The organism is Mesorhizobium sp. M0676, assembly GCF_040320535.1.
GTDB lineage: Bacteria > Pseudomonadota > Alphaproteobacteria > Rhizobiales > Rhizobiaceae > Mesorhizobium.
On record NZ_JAMYPU010000008.1, the window covers coordinates 111,929 to 137,792 of the forward strand.

General features: G+C 63.7%; 20 protein-coding genes. 9 read left to right on the top strand and 11 right to left on the bottom strand.

The annotated features are described in order from the left end of the window. Window positions 1-87 precede the first annotated feature (87 nt). Window positions 88-1,617, top strand: a complete 1,530-nt coding sequence (locus tag NKI35_RS11095; protein ID WP_352739977.1) for a hypothetical protein — start codon at window positions 88-90, stop codon at window positions 1,615-1,617. Between the two features lie 25 nt (window positions 1,618-1,642). Here the strand turns inward: NKI35_RS11095 and NKI35_RS11100 are convergent, their stop codons facing one another. Both NKI35_RS11100 and NKI35_RS11105 read right to left on the bottom strand, forming a co-directional pair. Next, window positions 1,643-2,296: a hypothetical protein gene (locus NKI35_RS11100; protein ID WP_352739979.1), complete on the bottom strand. Its 654-nt coding sequence runs from the start codon at window positions 2,294-2,296 to the stop codon at window positions 1,643-1,645. Further along, window positions 2,293-2,592: a DUF3572 domain-containing protein gene (locus tag NKI35_RS11105; RefSeq protein WP_023691161.1), complete on the bottom strand. Its 300-nt coding sequence runs from the start codon at window positions 2,590-2,592 to the stop codon at window positions 2,293-2,295. The genes NKI35_RS11100 and NKI35_RS11105 overlap by 4 nt, the downstream gene beginning before the upstream one ends. A 238-nt stretch (window positions 2,593-2,830) precedes the next feature. Here NKI35_RS11105 and NKI35_RS11110 point away from each other — a divergent pair, with 238 nt between their 5' ends. Both NKI35_RS11110 and NKI35_RS11115 read left to right on the top strand, forming a co-directional pair. Further along, window positions 2,831-3,202, top strand: a complete 372-nt coding sequence (locus NKI35_RS11110) for a response regulator (protein ID WP_023667574.1) — start codon at window positions 2,831-2,833, stop codon at window positions 3,200-3,202. Window positions 3,203-3,226: 24 nt separating this feature from the next. Beyond that, window positions 3,227-4,600, top strand: coding sequence for a PleD family two-component system response regulator (locus tag NKI35_RS11115; RefSeq protein WP_352739981.1), 1,374 nt, complete (start codon window positions 3,227-3,229; stop codon window positions 4,598-4,600). A gap of 409 nt (window positions 4,601-5,009) precedes the next feature. Here the strand turns inward: NKI35_RS11115 and rpmG are convergent, their stop codons facing one another. The 8 genes from rpmG to NKI35_RS11155 form a co-directional block, all read right to left on the bottom strand. After that, window positions 5,010-5,177: a 50S ribosomal protein L33 gene (gene rpmG, locus NKI35_RS11120; RefSeq protein ID WP_006201775.1), complete on the bottom strand. Its 168-nt coding sequence runs from the start codon at window positions 5,175-5,177 to the stop codon at window positions 5,010-5,012. A gap of 323 nt (window positions 5,178-5,500) precedes the next feature. Beyond that, window positions 5,501-5,956: a YqfO family protein gene (locus tag NKI35_RS11125; RefSeq protein ID WP_352511631.1), complete on the bottom strand. Its 456-nt coding sequence runs from the start codon at window positions 5,954-5,956 to the stop codon at window positions 5,501-5,503. A gap of 115 nt (window positions 5,957-6,071) precedes the next feature. Then, entirely contained in the window at window positions 6,072-7,247 is a 1,176-nt protein-coding gene (locus NKI35_RS11130; protein ID WP_352739983.1) for an MFS transporter, read from the bottom strand. Between the two features lie 79 nt (window positions 7,248-7,326). Next, complete coding sequence (locus NKI35_RS11135) at window positions 7,327-8,067, bottom strand: NUDIX hydrolase (RefSeq protein WP_352739985.1); 741 nt, start codon at window positions 8,065-8,067, stop codon at window positions 7,327-7,329. A gap of 87 nt (window positions 8,068-8,154) precedes the next feature. Further along, the gene (locus NKI35_RS11140) at window positions 8,155-8,607 is read right to left on the bottom strand and encodes a DUF983 domain-containing protein (protein WP_027050375.1); all 453 of its coding nucleotides are present in this window, start codon (window positions 8,605-8,607) and stop codon (window positions 8,155-8,157) included. Next, window positions 8,607-10,913 carry a ribonuclease R gene (gene rnr / locus NKI35_RS11145; RefSeq protein WP_352739987.1) on the bottom strand — a complete coding sequence of 769 codons (2,307 nt, stop codon included), beginning with the start codon at window positions 10,911-10,913 and terminating at the stop codon, window positions 8,607-8,609. The genes NKI35_RS11140 and rnr overlap by 1 nt, the downstream gene beginning before the upstream one ends. Window positions 10,914-10,917: 4 nt before the next feature. After that, window positions 10,918-13,599: a type I DNA topoisomerase gene (gene topA, locus NKI35_RS11150; protein WP_352739988.1), complete on the bottom strand. Its 2,682-nt coding sequence runs from the start codon at window positions 13,597-13,599 to the stop codon at window positions 10,918-10,920. A 316-nt stretch (window positions 13,600-13,915) separates the two neighbouring features. Continuing rightward, entirely contained in the window at window positions 13,916-14,293 is a 378-nt protein-coding gene (locus NKI35_RS11155; protein ID WP_023701184.1) for a COG4315 family predicted lipoprotein, read from the bottom strand. A 218-nt stretch (window positions 14,294-14,511) separates the two neighbouring features. Between NKI35_RS11155 and NKI35_RS11160 the strand changes: the two genes are divergently transcribed. The 4 genes from NKI35_RS11160 (at window position 14,512) to NKI35_RS11175 (ending at window position 19,638) form a co-directional block, all read left to right on the top strand. Continuing rightward, the gene (locus tag NKI35_RS11160) at window positions 14,512-15,261 is read left to right on the top strand and encodes a cytochrome c biogenesis CcdA family protein (RefSeq protein WP_352739990.1); all 750 of its coding nucleotides are present in this window, start codon (window positions 14,512-14,514) and stop codon (window positions 15,259-15,261) included. A gap of 121 nt (window positions 15,262-15,382) precedes the next feature. Next, window positions 15,383-16,756 carry a bifunctional UDP-N-acetylglucosamine diphosphorylase/glucosamine-1-phosphate N-acetyltransferase GlmU gene (gene glmU, locus NKI35_RS11165; protein ID WP_352739992.1) on the top strand — a complete coding sequence of 458 codons (1,374 nt, stop codon included), beginning with the start codon at window positions 15,383-15,385 and terminating at the stop codon, window positions 16,754-16,756. Window positions 16,757-16,951: 195 nt separating this feature from the next. After that, on the top strand, window positions 16,952-18,775 hold the full coding sequence (gene glmS / locus NKI35_RS11170; RefSeq protein ID WP_352739994.1) for a glutamine--fructose-6-phosphate transaminase (isomerizing): 1,824 nt from the start codon (window positions 16,952-16,954) through the stop codon (window positions 18,773-18,775). A gap of 92 nt (window positions 18,776-18,867) precedes the next feature. Next, window positions 18,868-19,638: a DUF502 domain-containing protein gene (locus NKI35_RS11175; protein WP_031193123.1), complete on the top strand. Its 771-nt coding sequence runs from the start codon at window positions 18,868-18,870 to the stop codon at window positions 19,636-19,638. Here NKI35_RS11175 and recG read toward each other — a convergent pair. Beyond that, a complete protein-coding gene (gene recG / locus NKI35_RS11180; RefSeq protein WP_352739996.1) occupies window positions 19,590-21,698 on the bottom strand; it encodes an ATP-dependent DNA helicase RecG in 2,109 nt (702 codons plus the stop codon). The genes NKI35_RS11175 and recG overlap by 49 nt on opposite strands. A 308-nt stretch (window positions 21,699-22,006) precedes the next feature. Between recG and NKI35_RS11185 the strand changes: the two genes are divergently transcribed. Together NKI35_RS11185 and mfd are read left to right on the top strand one after the other, a co-directional pair. Continuing rightward, on the top strand, window positions 22,007-22,294 hold the full coding sequence (locus NKI35_RS11185) for an FAD assembly factor SdhE (protein ID WP_023735327.1): 288 nt from the start codon (window positions 22,007-22,009) through the stop codon (window positions 22,292-22,294). A 10-nt stretch (window positions 22,295-22,304) separates the two neighbouring features. Then, window positions 22,305-25,802 carry a transcription-repair coupling factor gene (gene mfd / locus NKI35_RS11190; protein WP_352739999.1) on the top strand — a complete coding sequence of 1,166 codons (3,498 nt, stop codon included), beginning with the start codon at window positions 22,305-22,307 and terminating at the stop codon, window positions 25,800-25,802. Window positions 25,803-25,864 lie beyond the last annotated feature (62 nt).

The window sequence follows — 25,864 nt, forward strand, 5'->3', positions numbered from 1 at the left end:
CCATAGGTCTTGTCTTGCGGCTGTGATGGTATTTTCCTACCAGTGGTAGAAGCGGTTTTGACGACTGCAATAAAGTGGAGGATCGATATGAAGCGCGTTTTGCCATTCGCTTTGCTTCTAGCCTGCAGTGCGCCGGCGCTTGGGCAGACGGTCGACAGCGAGGGCGCCAAGCAGCTTACCGACAATCTGGCGCGCTATTTCAGCAAGAAGCCGTTCGAGATCGGATTTCTGAAGGTCTCGGTCGAAGGCGACGCCTACAAGCTCGCATTCGATTTCAAGCCCGTCGTGGAACTCTTGGCAAAACAGGATGGCCTGAAGCTCGATCTCACCCCTTATACGCTGTTGACCAAACCACGCAGCGATGGCGCGTGGGATGTCTCAGGCAATCTGGCGCCGGAAGGGTCGATGGAGTTCAACGGCCCTCAGGGGCCGCAAAGCATGAAGATGTCTATCAAGGGCGGGAAGTTCGTTGGTGTCTACGATCCCGAGTTGGCGGCTTTCAGCAGCGCCACGTCGTCACTTGAAGGCATGAATATGGCGTCGCAGGACGCCAGGCAGCGCACGGAGATGAGTTCTGGTGCTGGAACCGCCACAATGAGCGCTACCAAGGGCGCAAATGGCGGTGTCGATTTTAGCATGGTTCAGACGATTGCCGATTTTGCAGAGGTCATCACGATCGACAACCCCAACAGCGGGCAGAAAATCCCGCTGACGGTCAAGTCGCCCGAATTTTCGGTCGACGCGAAAGGCAAGGGGCTGCGCACGAAGCCTATTCTGGACCTGTTGGCTTTCGCCGTTGCCAATGAGGACGAGGCGAAACTGAAAGCCAATCAGGCGGAGCTCAAGTCGCATCTTCTGACCGCGCTGCCGATATGGGAGCGGATTGATGGGGCTTACAGTCTCAAGGATTTCAGCGTCGGCAGCCCGATCGGCAGTTTCGGCGCAGCAACACTCGGCATCGCCTTCGGCATGGACGGTGTCTCGCGCAACGGGACGATCAGCTACGGGATCAAAGCGTCTGGGCTCTCGATACCGCAAAATCTTGTTCCAGCCTGGAGCGTCGCGCTGTTGCCCACCGACATCGACCTCAATTTCGGTGGGGCCAACATCGATCTCGACACAATGGCCAAGAAGGCTATCGAGGCCTTCGATCTCAACAACAACCCGCCGCTTTCGGCGGATTTCGGCGACGGCGTGAAGAAAGATTTTCTGGCGAACGGCCCCAAGATCCTCATCGGCCACAGCACGGTCAAGGGCGGCGGTGCCGAAATCGGGCTGGAGGGCGATATGACGTTTCCCGATGGCGAGAAGCCCGATGCCAACGTGACGATCGACGTGACCGGCTACGACAAGATCGTGGCAAGCCTGCAGGAGGCGGCGAAGACCGACCCGCAGGCCTCACAGGCTTTTACCGGCGCCTTGGCCATCAAGGGATTTGCCAAGACGCTGCCGGATGGCCGTATCGAATGGGTGATCAACGCCAGGCACGATGGGTCGGTGACGGTCAACGGCGCCATGCTGAAGGGGCCGGATCCGGTCGTGGAAGACAACACCGATCAGGATGCGATCCCTGGCGAGGGCAACAATGGCGGAGCAGGGGCGAAGCTGCAGCCTTGATCGCCAAGCTTGGAGGCGCTTGGGCTTAAAGCCCGAGCGCACTCGCGATCTTCGGCGCGGCATCGCGCCAGTCCTCGACGGAGATGATGTCGTCGGGCACCGGCGGCATGAAGGCGCGCAGCGAATTGTCGGCCATCAGGTGGAAGAGATGCGCGTCGGCGACGGAATTGCGCGCCGAGATAAGATTGGCGGGCTGGTCGTCGACAAAGGCCACCGGCCGGCCGTTCTTGCCGCGCAGTTTCGCCACCGCCGGTCCCTTGGCCATCTCGGTGGTCAACAGCGGATAGGGCAGCCCGAGCGCATCGAGATGGGCGCGGCGCGCAGCGCGATGCCGGTGCGGCATGGCGGTCAAAAGGACGATCTCGGCGCGGTCGCTGAGGCTGGCAAGCGCTTGTTCGGCACCGTCGGTAACGCTCTGCCAGTCGGCCTGCGTATCGAAGAAATCTCCGAGAAGTGCCGTCACCTCCGGCTGTTCGATCAGCCGGCCGCTCGCCGTTTCGGCAATGTTGCCGGTGAGACGGAAGGAGGCCAGGGTCAGGCCGAAGCCGCGCGATTTCAGGAAATGCGGAAACGGCCGGATGAATTCGAGCACGACATCGTCGACATCGAGGATCAGCAGAGGCCGGTCGTCGGCTGCAAGTTCGGCGATCTGGCGTGCCGTCTCGGGATCGTCGCTCATATCGAATGCTCATGGTCGTCGCCGCCAAGAGGCAGCGCGCGCAACGCCTTGCCGACTGAGGCCGGCGGGGTGCCGGTTTCCTCGGCAAAGCGCAGCAAGGTCGGCTCGTGGGCGAGGATGAACTGCAGCACGCCGGCAAGGAATCCCGGTTCGGCCGCGGCGCGGCGGATGGCGGACGCCTCGATGCCGGTGATGGCCAGGAAGCGCGGCAGGAGTTCGGGGTCGGCGGCGACGAAGCCCAGTGCCTTCACGGCAATGGTTTCCGCTTCCTCGCGCATCGACGCTGCGTTTGCCATCACTACTTTCTCGTTGCGGAAATGAGTCTCTTTTCCGCAGTAATCGCAAGCGTCGCCTGCGGCAAGCCACAGCCCCGATCCAATGTGGTTTTCGAGGTGGAATCCGAATGGCTTTTGCCGCTTCGGGTTTCCATTTCGTCAATCATATTGCCTTAAGGGTGAGCGAGGGTTGGTGTGCTTCGACAAGGGCGCATAGCGGCAGGGCTTCGGGCAGAAGCCTGGCCGGGACGGGAAATCGATGCCTAAGAAGGTCATGATCGTCGAGGACAACGAGCTCAATATGAAGCTCTTTCGCGACCTCATCGAAGCCAGCGGTTACGAGACGGTGCGCACGCGCAACGGGCTCGAGGCGCTCGATCTGGCGCGCCAGCACAGGCCCGACCTGATCCTGATGGACATCCAGCTGCCCGAAGTGTCGGGGCTGGAAGTGACGAAATGGCTGAAGGAGGACGACGACCTCCATTCCATTCCGGTCATCGCCGTCACCGCCTTCGCCATGAAGGGCGACGAGGAACGCATTCGCCAGGGCGGTTGCGAGGCCTACATCTCCAAGCCGATCTCGGTGCCGCGTTTCATCGAGACCATCAAATCCTATCTCGGTGATGCCTGATGCCTTCAGCCGGAGCCTTGTGACATGACCGCGCGGATCCTCGTCGTCGACGACATCCCTGCCAATGTCAAACTTCTCGAGGTTCGGCTGCTGGCCGAATATTTCGAGGTGTTGACGGCCTCCAACGGGCCGGACGCGATCGAGACCTGCGAAAACGGCAAGGTCGATGTCGTGCTGCTCGACGTGATGATGCCCGGCATGGACGGGTTCGAGGTCTGCAAGCGGCTGAAAAGCGATCCGGCGACCGCGCATATACCGGTGGTCATGGTGACCGCGCTGGGCCATGTTGCCGACCGGGTGCGCGGCCTCGAGGCAGGCGCCGACGACTTTCTCACCAAGCCGGTCAACGATCTGCAACTGATGACGCGGGTGAAGAGCCTGGTCAGGCTGAAGTCGCTGACCGACGAGCTGCGGCTGCGCGCATCGACCACCCGCAACATCGGCATCGAGGCGCTGTTGAGCCGCAGCTTCGCGTCGGAGGACGCCACGCCGAAGGTGCTGTTGATCGACGAGCGCAAATCGTCGGTTGAGCGCATCCAGAACATGCTGCGCGGCAGCGCCGAGCTCGACATTGCCACCGATCCGCATGCCGGCTTCTTCCAGGCCGCCGAGGCGCCCTATGAGTGCGTGCTGATCTCGACCGGTTTTACCGATTTCGATCCGCTGCGGTTGTGTTCGCAATTGCGTTCGCTCGACCGCACCCGCTTCCTGCCGATCATCCTGATTGCCGATGACGGCGAGGAGGGGCGCATCATTCGCGGGCTCGAGCTCGGCATCAACGACTATCTGATGCGGCCGATCGACCAGCAGGAGCTGACGGCGCGGCTGCGCACGCAGGTGCGCCGCAAGCGCTACAACGACCAGCTGCGCGCCAGTGTCACCCAGACCATCGAGATGGCGGTGACCGACGCGTTGACCGGGCTGCACAACCGCCGCTACCTCGACAGCCATTTGCAGACGCTGTTCGACCGCGCCGTGGCGCGGCGGCGGCCTCTGTCGGTGATGATCACCGATCTGGACCGCTTCAAGACCGTCAATGACTCGCATGGCCATGATGGCGGCGACGATGTGCTGCGCGAGTTCGCAAGGCGGCTGCGCAAGAACGTCAGGGGCATCGACCTTGCCTGCCGCTTCGGCGGCGAGGAATTCGTCGTTGTGATGCCGGACACGGACGGCGCGGTGGCGGAGAAGGTTGCCGAGCGCATTCGCGCTGAAATCGCCCAGCTGCCGTTTGCCATCGGCCCTGAAGGCAAGGCGATCGAAGTCACGGTCAGCGTCGGCGTGTCATCGGTTCTGAAGGGCGCGGACACGGTCGCGGCGTTGATGAAACGTGCCGACGTGGCGCTCTACGAAGCCAAAAGTGGCGGCCGCAACCGGGTCGTCGCCAAGGCAGCGTAGGCTAGACCACCGATTATGCAGTCAATCGGACAGGGTTAGGAATTTACCTTAATCCAAGCGATTCGGCAGGCTTGGTTAAGAAACTATTGATTTTCAAACATTGTTGCGCAAATGTGCGGTGCAAGAACAAGGGCGATGCGGGCACGAGGGTAGACAGCCGCATCGCTTCGCCGAATACCCCATGATGCTCAGGTCCGCCGCATCTCCTGGGTCCGTGGGGTCGGCCGGCCGGCGCTGGCACATAGTGGCCTCCTCGTACCGCTGCCATACGCCGACCGGCCCCCTTTTTTGCCAAAAAATGAGATGAGCACTTCGCGCCAAACAGCAGAGGGTTCTGGCTTTTCGGGGCCTTGAATCAAAAACGCCGCCCGAAGGGGCGGCGCTTTTGACAGAGCGTATGAAAACCAGATTACTTGATCTTGGTTTCCTTGAACTCGACATGCTTCTTGGCGACCGGGTCGTATTTGCGGAACGACAGCTTGTCGGTCTTGGTACGGCTGTTCTTGCTGGTCACGTAGAAGAAACCGGTGTCGGCGGTCGACAGAAGCTTGATCTTGATGTTTGCGGCTTTGGCCATTGTATCAGTCCGTTATGTTCGTGGGGTTTTGGCCGCTGGAGCGGGGGAAAACACCCGGACGCGGGAAACTTGGCGCGACACATAAAGAACGTGCCCGGAAAGTCAAGCCCGGCGCGGCCGCCGTGTCGTAAGCACATGAGTTGTCCCGATTAGGTAGCACATGAGTTGTCCGGTTTTATCACCGGCTCGATGGAGGCTGAGGCTCAGGGCGTTCGAATCTCGAAAACCAAGCAATTGGCTTTTCGTCCGCTACGAGGCCGCTTCTCACCCCACAAGGAGAGAAGGTAAGGTCGCTGTTGCTCGCCCTCAGCGGGGCCGGATTTCTAGGCTTCTTCCTTAACTGGAAGCGCTTTCTTCCAGTCGCCGGTGGTGTTCCACCAGCGATTCGGATTGGCGCGGTCGTCCAGGCCCTTGGAGCGGCTGGCGAGGATTGGCTGGATGCGGATCACCGGCTCCTGGTAGGAATGCGCCTGGAAAATCGCCTCGACGACGCGGGCGGCGAGCGCCTGGTCGTCGGGCAACTCGAACGAGACCTCGACGGTGCCGGGGCGGCGGCGCAGTTCGGTTTCGACCCCGGCGGCTGCACCTTCCAGCGGTCGGTAGCGTTCGATGCCGTGCGCCGTTTGATAGGCGTTGCGGTCGTATTTGCCCATTGCCAGCGGCGCGATCGCGACCACGGCGTCCATGATGCGGTCGACATCGGCTGCCGGGGCCTGGAAGCTGACAAGCAGCAGAAGCGTCATGCGCAGAGATGTGGTTTCAAAGCCGCTGTCGATCATCGCCGTATCCTCAACTCGGGTTTTTTGGGACACCCTTTTAGCTGAGGTCTCCTGACACGGTTCTGTCAGCAGCGGCGACATCCCGTCAGGATTGCGCAGGCTGGCGACGGACAGGCTACCAGATCTTGCGGATCAGCCTGGCGCTGACCAAGGCGATATAGGCGGCAAAGAACAGGCCGAGCGACCAGCCGAAGCCGGAGGGCCCGAAGGCATCCATGCCGATGCCGATCGCCTGCGGGCCAAGCACCATGCCGACGCCGTAGCAGAGCACGAAGGCGGCGTTGGCCGAGGCCAGTTCATGGCCGGACAGCTGCGAGCCCAGATGGGCAAGGCCGATCGTGTACATGGCGGCCACCACACCGCCCCAGACAAAGAGAAGCGCCGCCATCAGGTGCCAATTGCCGGCGAAGAACGGCATGAAGATGGTGCCGGCAAGTCCGACCGTGGCACAGGCCAAAAGCAGATAGCGGCGATCTGAGACGCGGTCGCTGATCATGCCGACAGGGATCTGCAACAGCACGTTGCCGAGGCCGATCATGGTGAGCAGGAGGGCTGCATCCGCCTCGGAATAGCCGATGCGGTTGCCATAGACGGGGAACAGCGCAAAGCCGCCGGTCTCGACGGCGCCGAACACCAGCACGGCGGCGGTCGCTGTCGGCACCAGCCAGATATAGCGCAGGAAGTTGCTGGTTTCGCCGTCAACCACGATTGTGGGACTTTCATTCCGTGCGGCCAGCACCGGGATTGCGGCCAGCGCGACCAGGACGATGATGACGCCAAACGGCAAGAAGCCGGTGCTGCCGATATGGGAGAAGATCCATGGCCCGGCGGCGAAGCCGAGCGACAGCACGGTGGCGTAGATGCCGAGCACCAGGCCGCGCCGGCGCGGCGGCGCCGAGGTGCTGATCCAGAATTCCGACAGGATGAACAGCACCGTCAGCGCGATGTGCAGCACGATGCGTAGTGGGAACCACATCCAGAAGTCCGGCGCGAAGTGGAAGCCGACAAAGGCGAGCGCGCCGGCGGCGATCATGGCGATCATCGTCCAGGCGACGCCGAAGCGCATCGCCAGCGGCGTGGCCAGCGGGGCGCCGGCGATCGAGGCGAGGCCGGCGACCGCGGTGTTGAGGCCGATCATCGATGCCGAGTGGCCGCGGCTCTCGAGAATAACGCTGAGCAGCGGCATGCCGAGGCCTATGGCGATGCCGACGACGCTGATCGACGAGATCGCGGCGATCATCGGTAGCCAATGTACGCGCTCGTCGCCCTCTTGCTGGGTATCGACCGTCATGTGATGCCTGAATACTCTGTCTGTTTGATATTGCGTAATTCCGGACGGAAAACCGCGTCACACTTTTCCTGGAATTGCTCTAAAGAATTTCGCGAACGAAGCGGTTGCGGATAAGCCGGTAGAACGGCACGGACCCGCCGGGTCGCAGGCGTGGATCGCCGGCAAGCCGCGTCTCCAGCTCCTGCAAGATCGTTCGGGTGATGTCGGGGATATCGGCCTCTCTGGCCTTGGCGAGCGGCAGCCAGACCAGTTCTTCCAGCTCATTGGTCGGGCCGCCACCCGGCAGTTCCACGGCGACATCGCTGCGCCAGGCGCTGAAGAAGCGGGTGTCGAAACGACGCACGCGATTGGGCGGGGTGATGGCGCGGGCAATGAAGCGCAGCGGCGCCAGCGAAGGCTGGACGCCGTGCTCGACAAAGCCCTGCCAGTCGCGTTTGTCGGTTGCGAACGAGCCTTTGCGGCCGATGAGCAGGCCGGCTTCCTCATAAGTCTCGCGGATGGCCGAGAGCGCGATGGCACGGGCCCGCGACGGGCTGATGCGGCCGACGCCGGCGGTCAGCCTGGCTTCTTCCTCCGGAAGCAATGGGGTGGCAACGGCAATGCGGCTGTCGGCCGAATCGGTGCGGCCGCCGGGAAAGACGAACTTGCCGGGCATGAAGACGTGGCCTGCATGGCGCCGGCCCATCAGCACCAGAATCTCGTCGCCGTCGCGGTCGAGCAGGATCAGGGTGGCGGCATCGCGCGGGCGTATGGGCAGGCCGCTGTGGGCGGCTGCGCCACGGTCCATCCTGCTGACTTCCGCCTTGGTTATACCTTCCATGCGCAGGACCTAGCGGAAACTTCTGGCAAACGAAAGTGGCCTTTCACGGTCGGCATGTTGCGCCAGGCGACATTGCCCTGACGCAAACTAGGTTCCGGGATGCGGCTCGGTGCCGTCTTTTTCGCCGCCGAAGCCGTGCATATAGAGCGCCCATTGCAGTCCGATGACGGCGCCCTTGACCGGTTGCAGCAGAGCGACCGACAGCACGATGGTCAACGGCACCCAAATGGCGATGTGCTGCCACATGGAGAGCGTCGACGTCGCCTCGACGCCCATGAAGGCGCCGAGAACGATGTGGCCGACGATGACGATGACGAGATAAGCGGGCAGGTCGTCGGCGCGGTGGTGGTGGAACTCCTCACCGCACGCGGCGCATTTGTCGACGCTTTTGGTGAAGCCGGCGAACAACCTGCCTTCGCCGCAATGCGGGCAGCGGCCAAGGGCGCCGCGCTTCATCGCCGTCCACAGCGGGCGGGCGACTCGGCCCGAATGATGTTCGCCGCCGAAAACCTGCTTCTGGATTCCCATTTCGCTTGCCATTATCGTCTCCTGCCGCGCGACCCCGGGCGCGATTGCGACGCGCGGGCGCGGCCTTTTGCCTTGTGAAACGACCGTTTGGAGCCGGGCAGGGGCTTCGGGTCGGTCAGCATCTCGAAACGCATCGCGCCGGCCATAGGCGCCACCTCGATCAGGCGAACCTCGACGCGGTCGGCAAGCTGATAGCCCTTGCCGGTGCGTTCTCCGAACAGCGATCGCGCGGTTTCGTCATATATATAGTAATCGCCATCCAGACTTGACACCGGGATGAAGCCATCTGCGCCAAACTGCGGCAATTGGACAAATAGTCCCGATTTGGTGACGCCCGAAATGCGGGCGTCGAAGCGGTCGTCGATGCGCTCGGCGAGGTAGGCGGCGATCAGCCGGTCGACGGTGTCGCGCTCGGCCGCCATGGCGCGGCGCTCGGTGCCCGAGATCAGCACCGCGACGTCTTCCAGCCGCGTCTCTTCGTCCTGCGTCAGCCCGCCGGGGCCGAGCCCAAGTGCGGCAATCAGCCCGCGATGCACGATCAGATCGGCATAGCGGCGGATCGGCGAGGTGAAATGCGCGTAGCGCTTCAGGTTGAGGCCGAAATGGCCGATGTTCTTGGGCGAATATTCGGCCTGACTCTGCGAGCGCAGCACCACTTCGTTGACCAGCCCCTCATTGTCGGCGCCACGCACGCGCTCGAGAATGCCGTTGAACTGGGCGGGCCGCATCTGCGCGCCACGCGCCAGCGACAGGCCGAGCGTCTGCAGGAACTCGCGCAGCGATTCCTGCTTGGCCAGCGACGGCGCATCGTGGACGCGGTAGACCAGCGCCTGCTTCTTCGCTTCCAGCGTTTCGGCGGCGGCGACATTGGCCTGGATCATGAATTCTTCGATCAGCTTGTGGGCGTCGAGCCGCTCCGGGACGATGACGCGGTCGACGGTGCCGTCCGGCTTGAGCAGGATCTTGCGCTCCGGCAGATCAAGCTCGAGCGGCTGGCGGCCATCGCGGCCGCGCTTGAGGATGGCGTAGGCGTCCCACAGCGGCTTCAGCACCGTATCGAGGATCGGGCCGGTCTTGTCGTCAGGAAGGCCGTCTATCGCGGCCTGGGCCTGCGGATAGGCGAGCTTTGCCGCCGATTTCATCATGACGCGGTGGAAGGTGTGACGCAGCTTGCGGCCATCGGCGGCAAAAATCATGCGCACGGCAAGCGCGGGACGGTCCTGGCCTTCGCGCAGCGAGCACAGGTCGTTGGAGATGCGCTCTGGCAGCATCGGCACGACGCGGTCGGGGAAATAGACAGAATTGCCGCGTTTCAGCGCCTCGCGATCGAGTGCGGTGCCATAGCGGACATAGGCCGCGACATCGGCGATCGCCACCGTGGCGATCACGCCGCCGGGGTTCTTCTCGTCGAGGTCGGGCGTGGCGAAGACGGCGTCGTCATGGTCCTTGGCGTCGGCCGGGTCGATGGTCACCAGCGGCAGGTCGCGCCAGTCCTCGCGGTGAGCAAGCGTCGCCGGTTTTACCGCCTCGGATTCGGCGATGACGTCGGCCGGGAAGATATGCGGAATGTCGTGCGCGTGGATGGCGATCATCGAGACCGCCTTTTCGCTGGTCAGCGAGCCCAGCACCGCCAGCACTTTTGCGCGCGGCAAACCATACCGGGAGGCCCGCGCCGGCTCGACCTCGACAAGGTCGCCGTTCCTGGCGCCGTTCTGGAATTCCTTGTCGACGATCAGTTCGGGCTGGCGACGTTCGACCGGCTCGATTCGGAAGGTGCCGTCCCTCAGGATACGGAAGACGCCCAGCACGGCATCTGTCCGCTTCTCGAAAATCTTCATTACGCGGCCCGTATAGGCGGGCCCGGTCGCATCGTCGGTCGGGAAGGTCTTGGCCAGCACACGGTCGCCAATGCCCGGCTGCGGGCCATTGCCGCCGCGGGAGACGCGGATCGAGATGACCGGCGGTTCGCCGGTGCCGACGGCCTCCGCCGGATGCGCCAGCAGGATGCCGTCGCCGTCGCGGCCAAAAATGTCGAGTACGGCGACGTGCGGCAGAGCGCCGACACGGGCCAGCCGTTTGCGCTCCTTGGTCAGGATGCCTTCGTCCTGCAGGTCGCGCAGGATGTCCTTCAGCCAGATGCGGTCGTCACCGCGCAGCGCGAACGCCTTGGCGATGTCGCGTTTTCCCGCGCGGTCGGGGTTCTCGGCGATGTAGCGCAGGATTTCGTCACGCGAAGGCCTGTAGTCGTCTTTGACCTTGGCCCTCGTGTCGGCGGTGCGCGGATCGCCGTGGCTTCTACCGGTGATCCTGCGCGCCACGCTGCTATCCCTTTTTCTTCGCCGCCGGCTTCTTGGTCGCCGACTTCTTGGCTGTGGTTTTCTTGCCAGTGGTTGTCTTGCCAGTGGTTGTCTTGCCAGTGGTTGTCTTGGCTGCGGGGGCCTTGGCGGCTGCCGCCTTGCGGAACGGCTTCTTGCCGCCGCCGCCCTTGGCTTCCTTCTCGGCGATCAGCGCCAGCGCGTCTTCGACCGTCACCGACTGCGGATCCTTGCCCTTGGGCAGCGTCGCGTTGACCTTGCCGTAGTTGACATAGGGCCCGTATTTGCCATCGCGCACGACGATCTTGCCGCCGCCATCGGGATGGTCGCCGAGTTCCTTCAGCGCCGCCGCAGTGCCGCCATTGCGGCCGCCCTTGCCCTTCAGCTGCTTCTCGGCGATCACGGTGACAGCGCGGTTGAGGCCGATCGAGAACACATCCTCTATGCTGTCGACATTGGCGTAGGTGCCATCATGCAAAACGAATGGACCATAGCGGCCAAGCCCGGCGGAGATCATCTTGCCGGATTCAGGATGCTTGCCGATATCGCGCGGCAGCGACAGCAGCGCCAAGGCCTTTTCATGGTCGATCGAGTCGGGCGTCCAGCCCTTGGGCAGGCTGGAGCGCTTGGCTTCCTTGCCGTCGCCGCGCTGGATATAAGGACCGAAGCGGCCTGAGCGCAGCGTGATTTCCTCTGCCGTGTAGGGATCGTTGCCGAGCACCTTGGTACCGTCCTCGCCGCCGCCATTCTCGCCATTCGGGTTGGCGGCGTCGCCGAGCTGGCGGGTAAAGGAACATTCCGGATAGTTGGAGCAGCCGACGAAGGCGCCGAACTTGCCGAGTTTCAGCGACAGATTGCCGGAGCCGCATTTCGGGCAGATGCGGGGATTCGAGCCATCCTCCCGCGCGGGGAACACCAGCGGCGCCAGTTCCTCGTTCAGCGCATCGAGCACGTCGGTGACGCGCAGTTCCTTGATGTCGGCGACGGCGCCGGAAAAATCTTTCCAGAAGTCGCGCAGCACGTCCTTCCAGGCGAGCTTGCCGTCGGAAATCTCGTCAAGTTTTTCCTCGAGTGAGGCCGTGAAGTCATATTCGACATAGCGCTCGAAGAAGCTTTCGAGGAAAGCCGACAGCAGCCGGCCCTTGGCCTGCGGCACCAGCCGGCGCTTGTCGATGGTGACGTAGTCGCGGTCTTCCAACGTCTTCAGGATCGCGGTGTAGGTCGATGGACGGCCGATGCCGAGCTCTTCCAGCTTCTTGATCAGCGACGCCTCGGAGTAGCGCGGCGGCGGCTCGGTGGTGTGCTGGGTGGCATTGATCGCCTGACGGGCCAGCTGCTCGCCGGCACGGATCTCGGGCAGGCGACGGTTTTCCTCGTCTTCGGCGTCGTCGTCCTTCTGGTCGGTGTAGGCGGCGATGAAGCCGTCGAAGCGAACGACGGAACCGACGGCGCGAAGCTCCGCGGTGCGAGCGCCATTGACCGCCTCGATTTCGACCGTGGTACGCTCGATCTCGGCCGACTGCATCTGGCTGGCGATGGCGCGCTTCCAGATCAATTCGTAAAGCCGCAGCTGGTCGGAATCGAGATACTGCCTGACCGAAGCCGGCGTGCGCATGAAATCGGTCGGGCGGACCGCCTCGTGCGCTTCCTGGGCATTCTTGGCCTTGGCTGTGTACTGGCGCGGCTTTTCCGGGAGGTATCTTGGGCCGAATTCCTTGGCGATGGTGTCGCGGGCGGCGTCGATCGCCTCCGGCGCCATCTGCACGCCGTCGGTTCGCATATAGGTGATCAGGCCGGTGGTCTCGCCGCCGATCTCCATGCCTTCATAGAGGCGCTGCGCCACCTGCATGGTGCGCGTCGCCGAAAAGCCGAGGCCCGACGATGCCGCCTGCTGCAGCGTCGAAGTGGTGAAGGGCGGGCCAGGATTGCGCCTTGTCGGTTTGGCTTCCACCGACAGAGCCTTGAAGGTCGCGCCTTCGAGCATGCCCTTGATATCGTCGGCCTGCGCCTTGCTGGCGATGTCGAGCTTCTGCAGCTTCTTGCGCTCGAACGCGGTCAGCCGCGCCTCGAAGCTGTCGTTACGTGGCGTGCCGAGGAGGGCAGCGATCTGCCAGTATTCCTCGCGGATGAAGCGCTCGATCTCGGATTCGCGGTCGCAGACCAGGCGCAGCGCCACCGACTGGACGCGGCCGGCCGAACGGGCGCCCGGCAATTTGCGCCACAGCACCGGCGACAGCGTGAAGCCGACGAGATAATCGAGTGCGCGGCGAGCCAGATAGGCATCGACCAATGGTGCATCGATCTGGCGCGGATTGGCCATCGCTTCCAGCACCGACGACTTGGTTATGGCATTGAAGACGACGCGGCTGACCGGCTTGTCCTTCAACACGCGCTTCTGCTTGAGCACCTCCAGCACGTGCCAGGAAATGGCTTCGCCCTCGCGATCCGGATCGGTGGCGAGGATCAGGCCATCGGCATCCTTGACCGCGTTGGCGATGTCGGTGAGACGCTTTCCGGACGCGGTGTCGACCGCCCAGGACATGGCGAAATCCTCGTCGGGACGCACCGAACCATCCTTGGCCGGCAGATCGCGGACATGGCCGAACGAGGCCAGAACCTTGAAGTTCTTGCCGAGATACTTGTTGATTGTCTTTGCCTTGGCCGGCGATTCGACGACGACGACGTCCATGAGGTCTCATATCAGCTGTGGGGCGGCAGAAGAATTCCGCTGCGTGACGCATTCAATTGGTCGCTCACATGGCCGCGCTTTTGCGATCGGTCAAGGGCAAGCGGCCAAAATGCGGAGGCGTGTGCCGCAATACACTCTTAGAGTGTATGGAGAAGATCACAAAATTTTTGTCTGGGAGGGTTCGTGTTTCGAGCCACCGGGAAAGGCGCCGCGACCAGTTCGTGCTGCCCGTAAATGCCGAACTGGTCGCCGGGTCGCTTGGAGCCGGCGGCCAGCCGAGTCCCGCCGATGGGGTGCGGGATAGAGGTTCGGACGATCAGTCGGCCTTGACGATGTGCCAGACTTCGCCGACGCCGTCGCCGGTGATGTCACCGGCCTTCTTGTCCTTGATGAAGGTGTAGACCGGCTTGCCGTCATAGGCCCACATCTTGGTGCCGTCGGTGCGTTCGACGATGGTCCATTCGTCGTCCGCCTTGGCGCCATCCTCGGCCTTCAGCGGCGGCCAGTTGGTGGCGCATTTGTCGTAGCAGTTGGTCTTGCCCTTCTCGTCCTTGTCATAGGTATAGAGCGTCATGCCATTGGCATCGGTGTAGATCTTGGTGCCACCGACTTCGGCTTCCTTCCACGCTTCGGCGGCGAAGGATGCGGCGGTGCTGAGCAGAAGGGCGGCCAGGCCGACGGTGATCGTTTTCATGGAAATCTCCCTGGTGATCCGACGAAGCGCGCAGAAATCGCGGCTTCGCTTTGTGAACGTTCGGCGAGGGACATTTCTTCCCCGGCTTGGTCAACTTGGGATTGGCCGACAACAATTCGTCCGGCCGGATCGTATCTGTAGCCAAATTCCACACGATGGTGATTGGCGAACACGATTTTGCGTCGCTATATCGGCGCCAAGGAATCTGGAGTTCTGGAATGCCATTGGACATCGGCTATGTCAGCGCGGTCGGAGCGGGGGCGATCTCGTTCCTGTCGCCTTGCGTGCTGCCGCTGGTGCCGCCCTATCTCTGCTACATGGCCGGCGTGTCGGTCGACGACTTTCGCGGTGGCGGTGCCGGCGTCGCGGCCAAGGCCGGCGCCCGCGGCGCGCTCATCTATTCCTCGCTCGCCTTCGTACTCGGTTTCTCCACCGTGTTCGTGGCGCTCGGCGCTGGCGCCTCGACCATCGGCCATTGGCTGCGCGTCTGGCAGGAGCCGCTGGCGGTGGCGGCCGGGGTGCTGATCATCCTGATGGGGCTGAATTTCCTCGGCATCCTGCGCATACCACTTCTGTCGCGCGAGGCGCGCTTTCAGTCGCAGGGCAAGCCTGCCAGCATGGTCGCCGCCTATGTCATGGGGCTGGCCTTCGCCTTTGGCTGGACGCCGTGCATCGGCCCGGTGCTGGGGCCGATCCTGACCTTGGCCGGCGGCCGCGAGACGGTGGGCGAGGGCGCTCTTCTGCTTGCCGCCTATTCGCTTGGCCTCGGCATTCCGTTCCTGATTGCTGCCCTGTTCTCCGGCGCCTTCATGCGCTTCCTCGGCAGGTTCCGCGTCCATCTCGGCCGCGTCGAAAAAGCCATCGGCGCGCTGCTGGTCGTCGCCGGCGTGTTCTTCCTCACCGGCGGCGTGCAGACGGTGTCCTACTGGCTGCTCGAGAATTTTCCGGTGCTGGGCCGGCTGGGGTAGCGATCCGCTGATCGAGAGTGAACTGCCTCATCACCTCACCGGAATTTAACCGCATTGGTGCAGCATGACGCCAGATGCTACCACTCTGCGATTCCTGATCCCTTTCATACGGTTGCCATCCATGAGCCAGAGATCCTGCCTGTCCGTCATTCTCGCCGCCGGTGAAGGCACGCGCATGAAGAGCGCGATGCCGAAGGTGCTGCACCAGATCGCCGGACTGCCGATGGTCGCCCATGTGGTGAAAGCGGCCGAGGCCGCCGGCGCCCGCAGCCAGGCGCTGGTGATCGGCCATGGCGCCGATGATATGCGCAAGGCGGCGGCGAAATTCGCGCCCAAGGCCGAGACCTTCGTGCAGGAGAAGCGGCTCGGCACTGCGCATGCCGTGCGGGCTGCGCGCGATGCGATATCAAAGGGTTATGACGACATTCTCGTGATGTTCGGCGACACGCCGCTGATCGACGCTGAAGCCCTGGTGACCGCGCGGCAAAAGCTTGCCGATGGCGCGGCCGTTGTGGTGATCGGCTTCCGCCCGCCCTGCCCGACCGGCTATGGCCGGCTGATCGAAAAGGGCGGCAAGCTCACCGCCATCCGCGAGGAGAAGGACTGCTCCGCCGAGGAAAAGAAGATCGGCTTCTGTAATGCCGGCATGATGGCGGTGGCCGGCGCTCATGCGCTCGAACTGCTCGACAAGGTCGGCAACAAGAACGCCAAGGGCGAGTTCTATCTCACCGACATCGTCGAGATCGCCAGCGCGCAGGGCGTCGATGTCGTTGCCACCGAAACCAGCTTCGAGAGTGCGCTAGGCATCAACAACCGAGCCGAACTGGCGCAGGCGGAAGACATCTGGCAGACGCGTCGCCGGCACGAGGCGATGCTGTCGGGCGTAACGCTGATCGCGCCGGAGACCGTGTATTTCTCGCACGACACCGAAATCGGCGCCGACACGATCGTCGAGCCCAATGTCTGGTTCGGCCCGGGCGTGAAAATTGCAACCGGGGCCAAGATACACGCTTTCAGCCACATAGAGGGCGCCACCATCGCCTCCAATTGCGACGTCGGTCCGTTCGCGCGGCTCAGGCCTGGCGCCGATCTGAGGCAAAAGGCCAAGGTCGGCAATTTCTGCGAGGTCAAGCAGGCGGTCATCGAGGAGGGCGCCAAGGTCAATCATCTGACCTATATCGGCGATGCCCGTGTGGGCGCGGGGGCCAATATCGGCGCCGGCACCATCACCTGCAACTATGATGGTTATTCAAAGTTCTTCACCGATATCGGCGAGGGTGCCTTTGTCGGCTCGAACTCGTCGCTGGTGGCGCCGGTTTCCATCGGCAAGGGTGGCTACATCGCCTCGGGCAGCGTCGTCACCGAAACTGTGCCGGACGATGCGCTGGCCTTCGGCCGCGCCCGCCAGAAGACCATTCCCGGGAAAGGCAAGGAATTGCGCGAGCGCTTTGCCTCGGCCGCTGCGGCGAAGAAAAAGGCCGGCACCGACCATTAACCGCCGAAGCAATTGAACAACCGAGGAATTGCGGTAACCGGATTGCAAGAGCGGTGTGTCATGGTGCATCGGGTTGAGAAGCGTTCCGTTACACCAGACGAAATGCAAAGTGACTTTCGCGGCGGGCCGGCAATCCCTAGATAGCGCTGGTTTTCCATCGGGACTGGTTTTCCAGCGGGAATTGGGGGCAGGCATATGTGCGGTATCGTCGGAATTGTCGGCCAGAGCCAGGTCGCGCCGCTCATCGTCGATGCGCTGAAGCGGCTGGAATATCGCGGCTATGACTCGGCCGGTGTCGCCACGGTCGAGCATGGCCGGCTTGGCCGCCGCCGCGCCGAAGGCAAGCTGATCAACCTCGAACGCCGGCTGAAGGACGAGCCGCTCGATGGCACGATCGGCATCGGCCACACGCGCTGGGCCACGCATGGCGTGCCCAACGAGACCAACGCCCATCCGCATTTTTCCGACGGCGTCGCCATCGTTCATAACGGCATCATCGAGAATTTCGCCGAACTGCGCGACGAACTGATCCGCGACGGCTATTCCTTCTCATCACAGACCGACACCGAGGTCGTGGCGCACCTGGTGGCGCGCGAACTCGCCAAAGGGTTGAAGCCGATCGAGGCGGCGCATCAGGCGCTGAAGCGACTGGAAGGCGCCTTTGCTCTGGCCATCATGTTCACCGGCGACGAGGACCTCATCGTCGGCGCCCGCAATGGCCCGCCGCTGGCCGTCGGCCATGGCGATGGCGAGATGTTTCTGGGCTCCGACGCCATCGCGCTGGCGCCCTTCACCAATTCCATCACCTACCTTGAAGACGGCGACTGGGCGGTGGTGCGCCGCGATGGCGTCACCATCTTCGACATCGACGGCAAAGAGGTTGCCCGCAAGCGCCAGCAATCACTGTCGACCAGCTTCATGGTCGACAAGGGCAACCGCCGCCATTTCATGGAAAAGGAAATCCATGAACAGCCGGAAGTGATCTCGCACACGCTGGCGCATTATGTCGATTTCGTCTCCGGCGTGTCGAAGCCGCTGGAGCTGCCGTTCGACTTCGCCAAGATCGGCCGGCTGGCGATCTCGGCCTGCGGCACCGCCTATCTCGCGGGGTTGATCAGCAAATACTGGTTCGAGCGCTATGCGCGGCTGCCGGTCGACATCGATGTCGCCTCGGAGTTCCGCTACCGCGAAATGCCGCTATCGGCTGATGACGCGGCCTTCTTCATTTCGCAGTCCGGCGAAACCGCCGACACGCTGGCCTCGCTGCGCTATTGCCGCAAGGCGGGCATGAAGATCGGCGCCATCGTCAATGTGCGAGAATCGACCATGGCGCGCGAATCCGATGTCGTGCTGCCGACCTTGGCCGGCCCGGAGATCGGCGTCGCCTCGACCAAGGCTTTCACCTGCCAGCTTTCGGTGCTGGCCTCGCTGGCGGTGCGCGCCGGCGTGGCCCGCGGCACGATCTCGAAGGACGAGGAAAAGACGCTGGTGCGCGCTCTTTCGGAGGCGCCTCGCTACGCCAACCAGGTGCTCAAGCTCGAGGAGCAGATCGAGCGCATCGCGCGCGAAATCTCGCGCTACAAGGACGTGCTCTATCTCGGACGCGACACCAATTTCCCGCTGGCCATGGAAGGCGCACTGAAACTCAAGGAAATCTCCTACATCCACGCCGAGGGCTACGCCGCGGGCGAGCTGAAGCATGGGCCTATCGCGCTGATCGACGAGAACATGCCGGTCATCGTCATCGCGCCGCATGACCGTATCTTCGAAAAGACCGTGTCGAACATGCAGGAAGTGGCGGCGCGCGGCGGCAAGATCATCCTGATCACCGACGCCAAGGGCGCGGCGCAGGTCAGCGTCAAGACGATGGAGACGATCATCCTGCCCGACGTGCCGGAAATCATCTCGCCGATCATCTATGCGCTGCCGATCCAGATGCTGGCCTACTACGCCGCCGTGTTTATGGGGACAGACGTCGACCAGCCGCGCAATCTGGCGAAATCGGTGACGGTGGAGTAGTCGGCGCTCATCGGCGGTCTTAAAAACTTCGCGGTTCCAAAGCGCCGTCCGCTTCACTAGTGTGGCGCTGCAACCCGCGTCCCCGGTGAACCATGTCCGATGCTCCCAGAACTTCCGGCATGACCCGGCTGAGGAACTATTTCCTCACAGGCTTTATCGTCTGCGCGCCGCTGGCGATCACCGCCTATATCGCCTGGTCGTTCGTCGGCTGGGTCGATTCCTGGGTGAAGCCGTACATTCCGGCGCGCTACAGCCCCGACACCTATTTGCCGTTTCCGGTGCCCGGCTTCGGCCTGATCGTGGCGCTCGTGCTGATCACGCTGATCGGGTTCATGACCGCCAACATCGTCGGTCGCGCCATCGTCAATTTCGGCGAACGGCTGCTTGGCCGTATGCCGCTGGTGCGCGGCATCTACGGTTCGCTGAAGCAGATTTTCCAGACGGTGCTGTCGAACAAGGGCGATATGTTCCGCCAGGTCGGGCTGGTCGAATATCCGCGAAAAGGCGTCTGGTCGCTGGTCTTCGTCGCCAGCGAGAAGGAAACCGAGATCAACCAGAAGCTCGACCATGCAGGCGACCCGATGATCGCCGTGTTCATGCCGTGCACGCCGAACCCTACCACCGGTTTCCTGATGTACGTGCCGAAATCCGACATCGTGCTGCTCGACATGACGATCGAGGACGGCGCCAGGCTGATCGTCTCGGCCGGGCTGGTGGCGCCCGAAGTCAAGCCGAAAATGGTGACGATGAACGGCCAGCCGATCGACGGAGATCTCGCCAACCCGCCGCTTGGCGGGCTGATCGCCGAGGGTGCTCAGCCGGCACGCAAGAGCCGCACGGCCTCGTCGCGGCCGAACAAATAGAGCAGCAGCCGCAGCGCCTCGCCGCGCTCAGACTGTAGTTCCGGGTCGCGCGACAGGACCAGCCTTGCATCGTCGCGGGCTGCTTCGAGCAAGTCGGCGTGCATCTCGATGCGCGCCACCTGGAAGCCCGGCGTGCCGGACTGGCGGGTGCCGAGCAATTCGCCTTCGCCGCGCAGCTTCAGATCCTCTTCGGCGATCAGGAAACCGTCCTCGGTCTCGCGCATCACCGACAGCCGGCGCTTTGCCGTCTCGCCGAGCGGGTCCTTGTAGAGCAGCACGCAGGAAGAAGGCTTGTCGCCGCGCCCGACGCGGCCGCGCAGCTGGTGCAGTTGCGCCAGGCCAAAACGTTCGGCATGCTCGATGACCATGATGGTGGCGTCCGGCACGTCGACGCCGACCTCGATGACGGTGGTGGCGATCAGGATGCGGGTTTCGCCGGCCTTGAACGCGCGCATCGCCTCGTCCTTTTCGGCGCCCTTCATGCGGCCGTGGACGAGGCCGATGCGATCGCCGAACAAGGGCTGCAGCGAGGCAAAACGGTCCTCGGCCGACATCAACTTGATCTCTTCGGATTCCTCGACCAGCGGGCAGATCCAGTAGATCTTCTGGCTGTCGGCAACCGCGTCCAGCATGCGACCGACCAGTTCGTCCAGCCGTTCCAGTGGCAGCGTGACGGTGCGGATCGGCTGGCGGCCAATCGGCTTTTCCGTCAGCTTGGAGACGTCCATGTCGCCGAAGGCGGTCAGCACCAGAGTGCGCGGGATCGGCGTCGCCGTCATCACCAGCATGTCCGGGGCGTCGCCTTTGGCGGTGATGGCAAGCCGCTGGTGGACGCCGAAGCGGTGTTGCTCGTCGACCACGGCAAGCAAGAGGTCGTGATAGGTCACCGCTTCCTGGAACAGCGCATGGGTGCCGACGACGATGTCGATGTCGCCGCTGGCCAGGCCCGCCAGCGTATCGGCGCGCTCGCGGCCCTTTTCGCGACCGGTGAGGATGGCGACGCGCAGGCCGGCCTGTTCGGCCAGCGGCGTGATTGTCGCCAGATGCTGGCGCGCCAGGATTTCGGTCGGCGCCATCAACGCCGCCTGGCCACCGGCCTCCACCGCGCGCGCCATGGCGAGCAGCGCCACCACCGTCTTGCCGGAGCCGACATCGCCTTGCAGCAGGCGCAGCATGCGCTCGGGGTCGGCCAGATCGGCATTGATTTCGGCAAGCGCGAATTCCTGGCTGCCGGTCAATGAATAGGGCAGGGCCGCACGCAGTTTCTCGACGATGCGGCCGTCGCCGATCAGCGGCCGGCCCGACAGCCGGCGCACCTTTGCCCGCACCAGCGCCAGCGAGACCTGGCCGGCGAGAAGCTCGTCATAGGCAAGGCGGCGCCATGCCACCCCCTCGATGGCGACATCGAGGGGGTCCGCGGGATAGTGGATGCGGGCGAGCGCGTCGGCAAAGGCCGGAAAGGTCTGCTTGCGCATGAAGGCGTCGTCTTGCCACTCCGGCAATTCCGCCAGCCGGCCGAGCGCCTGGCCGATGGCGCGGCGCAGCACTTTTCCGGACAGGCCCGCAGTGAGCGGATAGACCGGTTCGACCAGCGGCAGGTTCTCAGTGTCACCTGCCAAAGCGATATGGTCGGGATGGACCATGGTCGGGCGGCCGTTGAACCATTCCATACGGCCGGAGACGACGACATGCTCGCCCACCGGCATCGCTTTTTCGAGATAGGCGGCATGGGCGTGGAAGAAGGTCAACCCGATCTCGCCGGTGTCGTCATGGGCATAGACGCGGTAAGGCACCGACCGGTTGCCGCGCGGCGGCGGCTGGTGGCGGTCGATGCGCACGTCGAGCGTGACGATGGCGCCTGCAGGCGCAAGCGCGATGCTGGGACGATTGCGACGGTCGATGACGGTGTGCGGCAGCACGAACAACAGGTCGCCCGCGCGCGCCGGCCGTTCGCCGAGATCGGCCGCCACCACCTTCTCGATCAGAGCGCCAACCTTGGGGCCGACGCCGGCAAGCGAAGTGATGGGGACGAAGAGAGGGTCGAGGAGGGAGGGGCGCATGCCTTTACCCTCCCCCCTGTGGGGAGGGTCGATCCGCGAAGCGGAGCGGGGTGGGGGTAGGTGCGCGTCTAACTTCAGAAGAAGGCGGCGCACCAGCGCCGCACCCCGTCTCACTCGCTTCGCTTTGCGAAGCGTGCTCGCCGACCCTCCCCACAAGGGGGAGGGTGAAGTGCGGGCGGTGTCCGGCACCAGCGTTGTCAGGAGTGTTCTTCACACCCGGGATGTTTAGCCGCCCACCCGTGCGTTGCAAGGCTGACACCGCCCTCTATCCACGCTATATGCGCCGCACCAAGCAAGGATGCGGCACGATGACCGGGACGAAACGATCGAGCGAGGGGCTGGATATCAGGCGCCGCAAGCTGTTGTTCCGCTCCTGGCATCGCGGGATGCGCGAGATGGACCTTATCCTCGGTACGTTCGCCGACAACGAGATCGGCGCCTTGACCGGCGATGAAATCGACCAATATGAAAGGCTGCTCGACATTCCCGACACCGAATTCCTGCCCATGGTCACCGGCGAACGCCCGGTTCCCGGGAATATCGACTGTGCCGTCCTGCAAAAGATCCTGGCATCGCGCCGGACCATGACATTTTAAACGTGCAACCATGAGCCTCATTCCCAAAATCGGTCTGCCGAAAGGCCGCGCCGGCCAGTTCATCGTCGACGGCGTTGCCGATGGCTACGAAGCCTTTGCGCTGGTGCAGGCGATCCATGAGATTGCGCCTGACAAACCGGTGCTGTTCGTGGCGCGCGACGGCCAGCGCCTGCCGTCGATCATCGAGGCGCTGACCTTTGCCGCCCCCGGCCTGCCGGTGCTGGAGTTGCCGGCCTGGGATTGCCTGCCCTATGACCGCGTTTCGCCAGGCTCCGATGCCGCCGCCAAGCGGCTCGATGCGCTGACGGCGATGATCGCGCTGGCAAAAAAGCCGCATCGCGCCGTCATCCTGACCACTGCCAATGCGCTGCTGCAGCGCATTCCGCCGGCCGATCTGGTCGAAGCGCAGACTTTCCACGCAAAGCCTGGCAACCAGATCGACATGAACGCGCTGGTGTCGCGGCTGGAGATTTCCGGCTTCGAGCGGGTGCCGACGGTGCGCGGTATCGGCGAATTCGCCGTGCGCGGCGGCATCCTCGACCTCTACGCACCCGGCTGGACGGAAGCACTGCGGCTCGATTTCTTCGGCGACACGCTGGAATCGATCCGCGTCTTCGACGCCGCCACGCAGCGCACCACCGGCCAGCGCAAGTCGATGGCGCTGCAGGCGATGAGTGAAGTGGCGCTGACCCCCGAAACCATCAGCCGCTTCCGCCGCTCCTATATCGAAGCCTTTGGCGCGCCGCAGCGCGACGACGGCCTTTATGCGGCGGTGAGCGAAGGGCGGCGCTTTGCCGGCATGGAGCACTGGCTGCCGCTGTTCTACGAGCGGCTGGAGACAGCGTTTGATTATCTGCCGGATGCGCCTGTCATCTTCGACCATCTGGCGCACGAAGCGCTGGCTGAGCGTCACACGCTGATCCTCGACCACTACGAAGCGCGCCGCAAACAGGCCGACGCCGCCTTGAAGGACGCCGTGCCCTACAAGCCGGTGGCGCCGGACCTGCTCTATCTCTCACCGGAAAACCTCGTAGCGTCCCTCGGACCGCGCGAAGCCATCGACTTCACCGCCTTCGACGCGCCCGATGTCGGGGCCAAAAAGGTGTTCCATGGCGGTTCGCGCCACGGCCGCAGCTTCGCCGAGGAACGTGCCGACCCCAACGCCAACGTCTTCGACGTCGTGGTGAAGCATATTGCCGACGAGCGCGCGGCACGCCGGCGGGTCATCGTCGCCGGTTGGACCGAAGGATCGCTCGATCGGCTTGGCCAGATCCTGGCCGAGCACCATCTCGGCAATCTGGTGCCTGTGGCGACGCTGGCCGAGGCGGAAAAGCTCGAGCCGGGGCAGGCGGCACTCGCCGTGCTGCCGCTGGAATCCGGCTTCGAGACCGAACAGCTGGTTGTCGTCGCCGAGCAGGACATTCTGGGCGACCGGCTGATCCGCCGCTCGAAGCGCAAGAAGCGCGCGTCGGATTTCATCGCCGAGGCGTCGTCGCTGTCGGCCGGCGACATCGTCGTCCACGCCGATCACGGCATTGGCCGCTTCATCGGCCTGCGCACCATCGAGGCGGTCGGCGCGCCGCATGACTGCCTGGAAATCCACTATGCCGGCGACGACCGGCTGTTCCTGCCGGTGGAAAACATCGAGCTTCTGTCGCGCTACGGCTCTGACACAGCCGAGGCGACGCTGGACAAGCTCGGCGGCGGCGCCTGGCAGTCGCGCAAGGCGCGGCTGAAGAAGCGCCTGCTCGACATGGCCGGACAGCTGATCCGCATTGCCGCCGAGCGCCAGATGCGTACCGCGCCGCCCATGGTGCCGGCGGAAGGGCTTTACGGCGAATTCTCGGCGCGCTTTCCCTATGAGGAGACCGACGACCAGCAGGGCGCGATCGATGCCGTCGTGGACGATCTCGGCGCCGGCAAGCCGATGGACCGGCTGATCTGCGGCGATGTCGGCTTCGGCAAGACCGAAGTGGCGTTGCGCGCCGCCTTCATCGCCGCGATGGAAGGGTTCCAGGTCGCGGTCGTGGTGCCGACGACGCTGTTGTCGCGCCAGCATTTCAAGACCTTTTCGCAGCGCTTCTCCGGCCTGCCGATCCGCGTCGGCCAGGCCTCGCGGCTGGTCGGCGCCAAGGAACTGGTGGAAACCAAGAAAGCCATCGCCGAGGGGCAGGTCGACATCGTCATCGGCACCCATGCACTGCTCGGGTCGGCGATCTCGTTCAAGAATCTCGGCCTGCTGATCATCGACGAGGAGCAGCATTTTGGCGTCAAGCACAAGGAACGGCTGAAGGACCTCAAGACCGACGTCCACGTGCTGACGTTGTCGGCGACGCCGATCCCGCGCACGCTGCAGCTTGCCTTGACCGGCGTGCGCGAACTGTCGCTGATCGCCACGCCGCCGGTCGACCGCATGGCGGTGCGGACCTTCATCTCGCCTTTCGACCCGCTGGTCATCCGCGAGACGCTGCTGCGCGAACGCTACCGCGGCGGCCATTCCTTCTATGTCGTTCCGCGCATCAGCGATCTCGCCGAAATCCATAATTTCCTGCGCGAATCCGTCCCCGAGCTGAAGGTGGCGGTGGCCCATGGCCAGATGCCGCCGGGCGAACTCGACGACATCATGAACGCCTTCTATGACGGCCAGTACGACGTGCTGTTGTCGACCACCATCGTCGAATCCGGGCTCGACATTCCGACCGCCAACACGCTGATCATCCATCGCGCCGATATGTTCGGCCTGTCGCAGCTCTACCAGCTGCGCGGCCGCGTCGGCCGTTCCAAGGTGCGGGCATATGCGTTGTTCACGCTGCCGGCCAACCGCAAGCTCACCGACACGGCCGAGCGCCGGCTGAAGGTGCTGCAGTCGCTGGACACGCTTGGCGCCGGCTTCCAGCTCGCCAGCCACGACCTCGACATCAGGGGCGCCGGCAATCTTCTCGGCGAAGAACAGTCCGGCCATATCAAGGAGGTCGGCTTCGAGCTTTACCAGCAGATGCTGGAAGAGGCGGTGGCCGAGGTGAAGGACTCCGGCGAGGTCCAGGACGGCGGCTGGTCGCCGCAGATCGCTGTCGGTACGGCTGTCATGATCCCGGAAAGCTACGTGCCGGACCTGCAGCTCAGGCTGGCGCTCTACCGCCGCCTTGGCGATCTCGAAAACACGGGGGAGATCGATGCTTTCGGCGCCGAGCTGATCGACCGCTTCGGCCCGCTGCCGGAGGAAGTGAAGCATCTGCTCAAGATCGTCTTCATCAAGGCGCTCTGCCGCAGGGCCAATGTCGAAAAGCTCGATGCCGGCCCCAAGGGCGTCGTCATCCATTTCCGCAAGCGCGAGTTTTCCAACCCGGTCGGGCTGGTCAAGTACATCGGCGAACAGGGCTCGCTGGCCAAGATCAGGGCCGACCACAGCGTGGTCTTCATCCGCGACTGGCCGACAGCCGAGAAGCGTCTGGCGGGCTCGGCTGTCGTCATGACGCAGTTGGCGCGGCTGGTGGAGAAGGCCGCATAGCCCGCCGGCTACCATTCGCCAGCGCTTGAATTCCGGTCTAGAATAGAAAATCGGCTTCGTGT

Bases quoted from the DNA above. Each gene is read 5' to 3' on its own strand.
- NKI35_RS11095 (WP_352739977.1), top strand. From the start codon at position 88: ATGAAGCGCGTTTTGCCATTCGCTTTGCTTCTAGCCTGCAGTGCGCCG.
- NKI35_RS11100 (WP_352739979.1), bottom strand. From the start codon at position 2,296: ATGAGCGACGATCCCGAGACGGCACGCCAGATCGCCGAACTTGCAGCC.
- NKI35_RS11105 (WP_023691161.1), bottom strand. From the start codon at position 2,592: ATGGCAAACGCAGCGTCGATGCGCGAGGAAGCGGAAACCATTGCCGTG.
- NKI35_RS11110 (WP_023667574.1), top strand. From the start codon at position 2,831: ATGCCTAAGAAGGTCATGATCGTCGAGGACAACGAGCTCAATATGAAG.
- NKI35_RS11115 (WP_352739981.1), top strand. From the start codon at position 3,227: ATGACCGCGCGGATCCTCGTCGTCGACGACATCCCTGCCAATGTCAAA.
- rpmG (WP_006201775.1), bottom strand. From the start codon at position 5,177: ATGGCCAAAGCCGCAAACATCAAGATCAAGCTTCTGTCGACCGCCGAC.
- NKI35_RS11125 (WP_352511631.1), bottom strand. From the start codon at position 5,956: ATGATCGACAGCGGCTTTGAAACCACATCTCTGCGCATGACGCTTCTG.
- NKI35_RS11130 (WP_352739983.1), bottom strand. From the start codon at position 7,247: ATGACGGTCGATACCCAGCAAGAGGGCGACGAGCGCGTACATTGGCTA.
- NKI35_RS11135 (WP_352739985.1), bottom strand. From the start codon at position 8,067: ATGGAAGGTATAACCAAGGCGGAAGTCAGCAGGATGGACCGTGGCGCA.
- NKI35_RS11140 (WP_027050375.1), bottom strand. From the start codon at position 8,607: ATGGCAAGCGAAATGGGAATCCAGAAGCAGGTTTTCGGCGGCGAACAT.
- topA (WP_352739988.1), bottom strand. From the start codon at position 13,599: ATGGACGTCGTCGTCGTCGAATCGCCGGCCAAGGCAAAGACAATCAAC.
- NKI35_RS11155 (WP_023701184.1), bottom strand. From the start codon at position 14,293: ATGAAAACGATCACCGTCGGCCTGGCCGCCCTTCTGCTCAGCACCGCC.
- NKI35_RS11160 (WP_352739990.1), top strand. From the start codon at position 14,512: ATGCCATTGGACATCGGCTATGTCAGCGCGGTCGGAGCGGGGGCGATC.
- glmU (WP_352739992.1), top strand. From the start codon at position 15,383: ATGAGCCAGAGATCCTGCCTGTCCGTCATTCTCGCCGCCGGTGAAGGC.
- glmS (WP_352739994.1), top strand. From the start codon at position 16,952: ATGTGCGGTATCGTCGGAATTGTCGGCCAGAGCCAGGTCGCGCCGCTC.
- NKI35_RS11175 (WP_031193123.1), top strand. From the start codon at position 18,868: ATGTCCGATGCTCCCAGAACTTCCGGCATGACCCGGCTGAGGAACTAT.
- recG (WP_352739996.1), bottom strand. From the start codon at position 21,698: ATGCGCCCCTCCCTCCTCGACCCTCTCTTCGTCCCCATCACTTCGCTT.
- NKI35_RS11185 (WP_023735327.1), top strand. From the start codon at position 22,007: ATGACCGGGACGAAACGATCGAGCGAGGGGCTGGATATCAGGCGCCGC.
- mfd (WP_352739999.1), top strand. From the start codon at position 22,305: ATGAGCCTCATTCCCAAAATCGGTCTGCCGAAAGGCCGCGCCGGCCAG.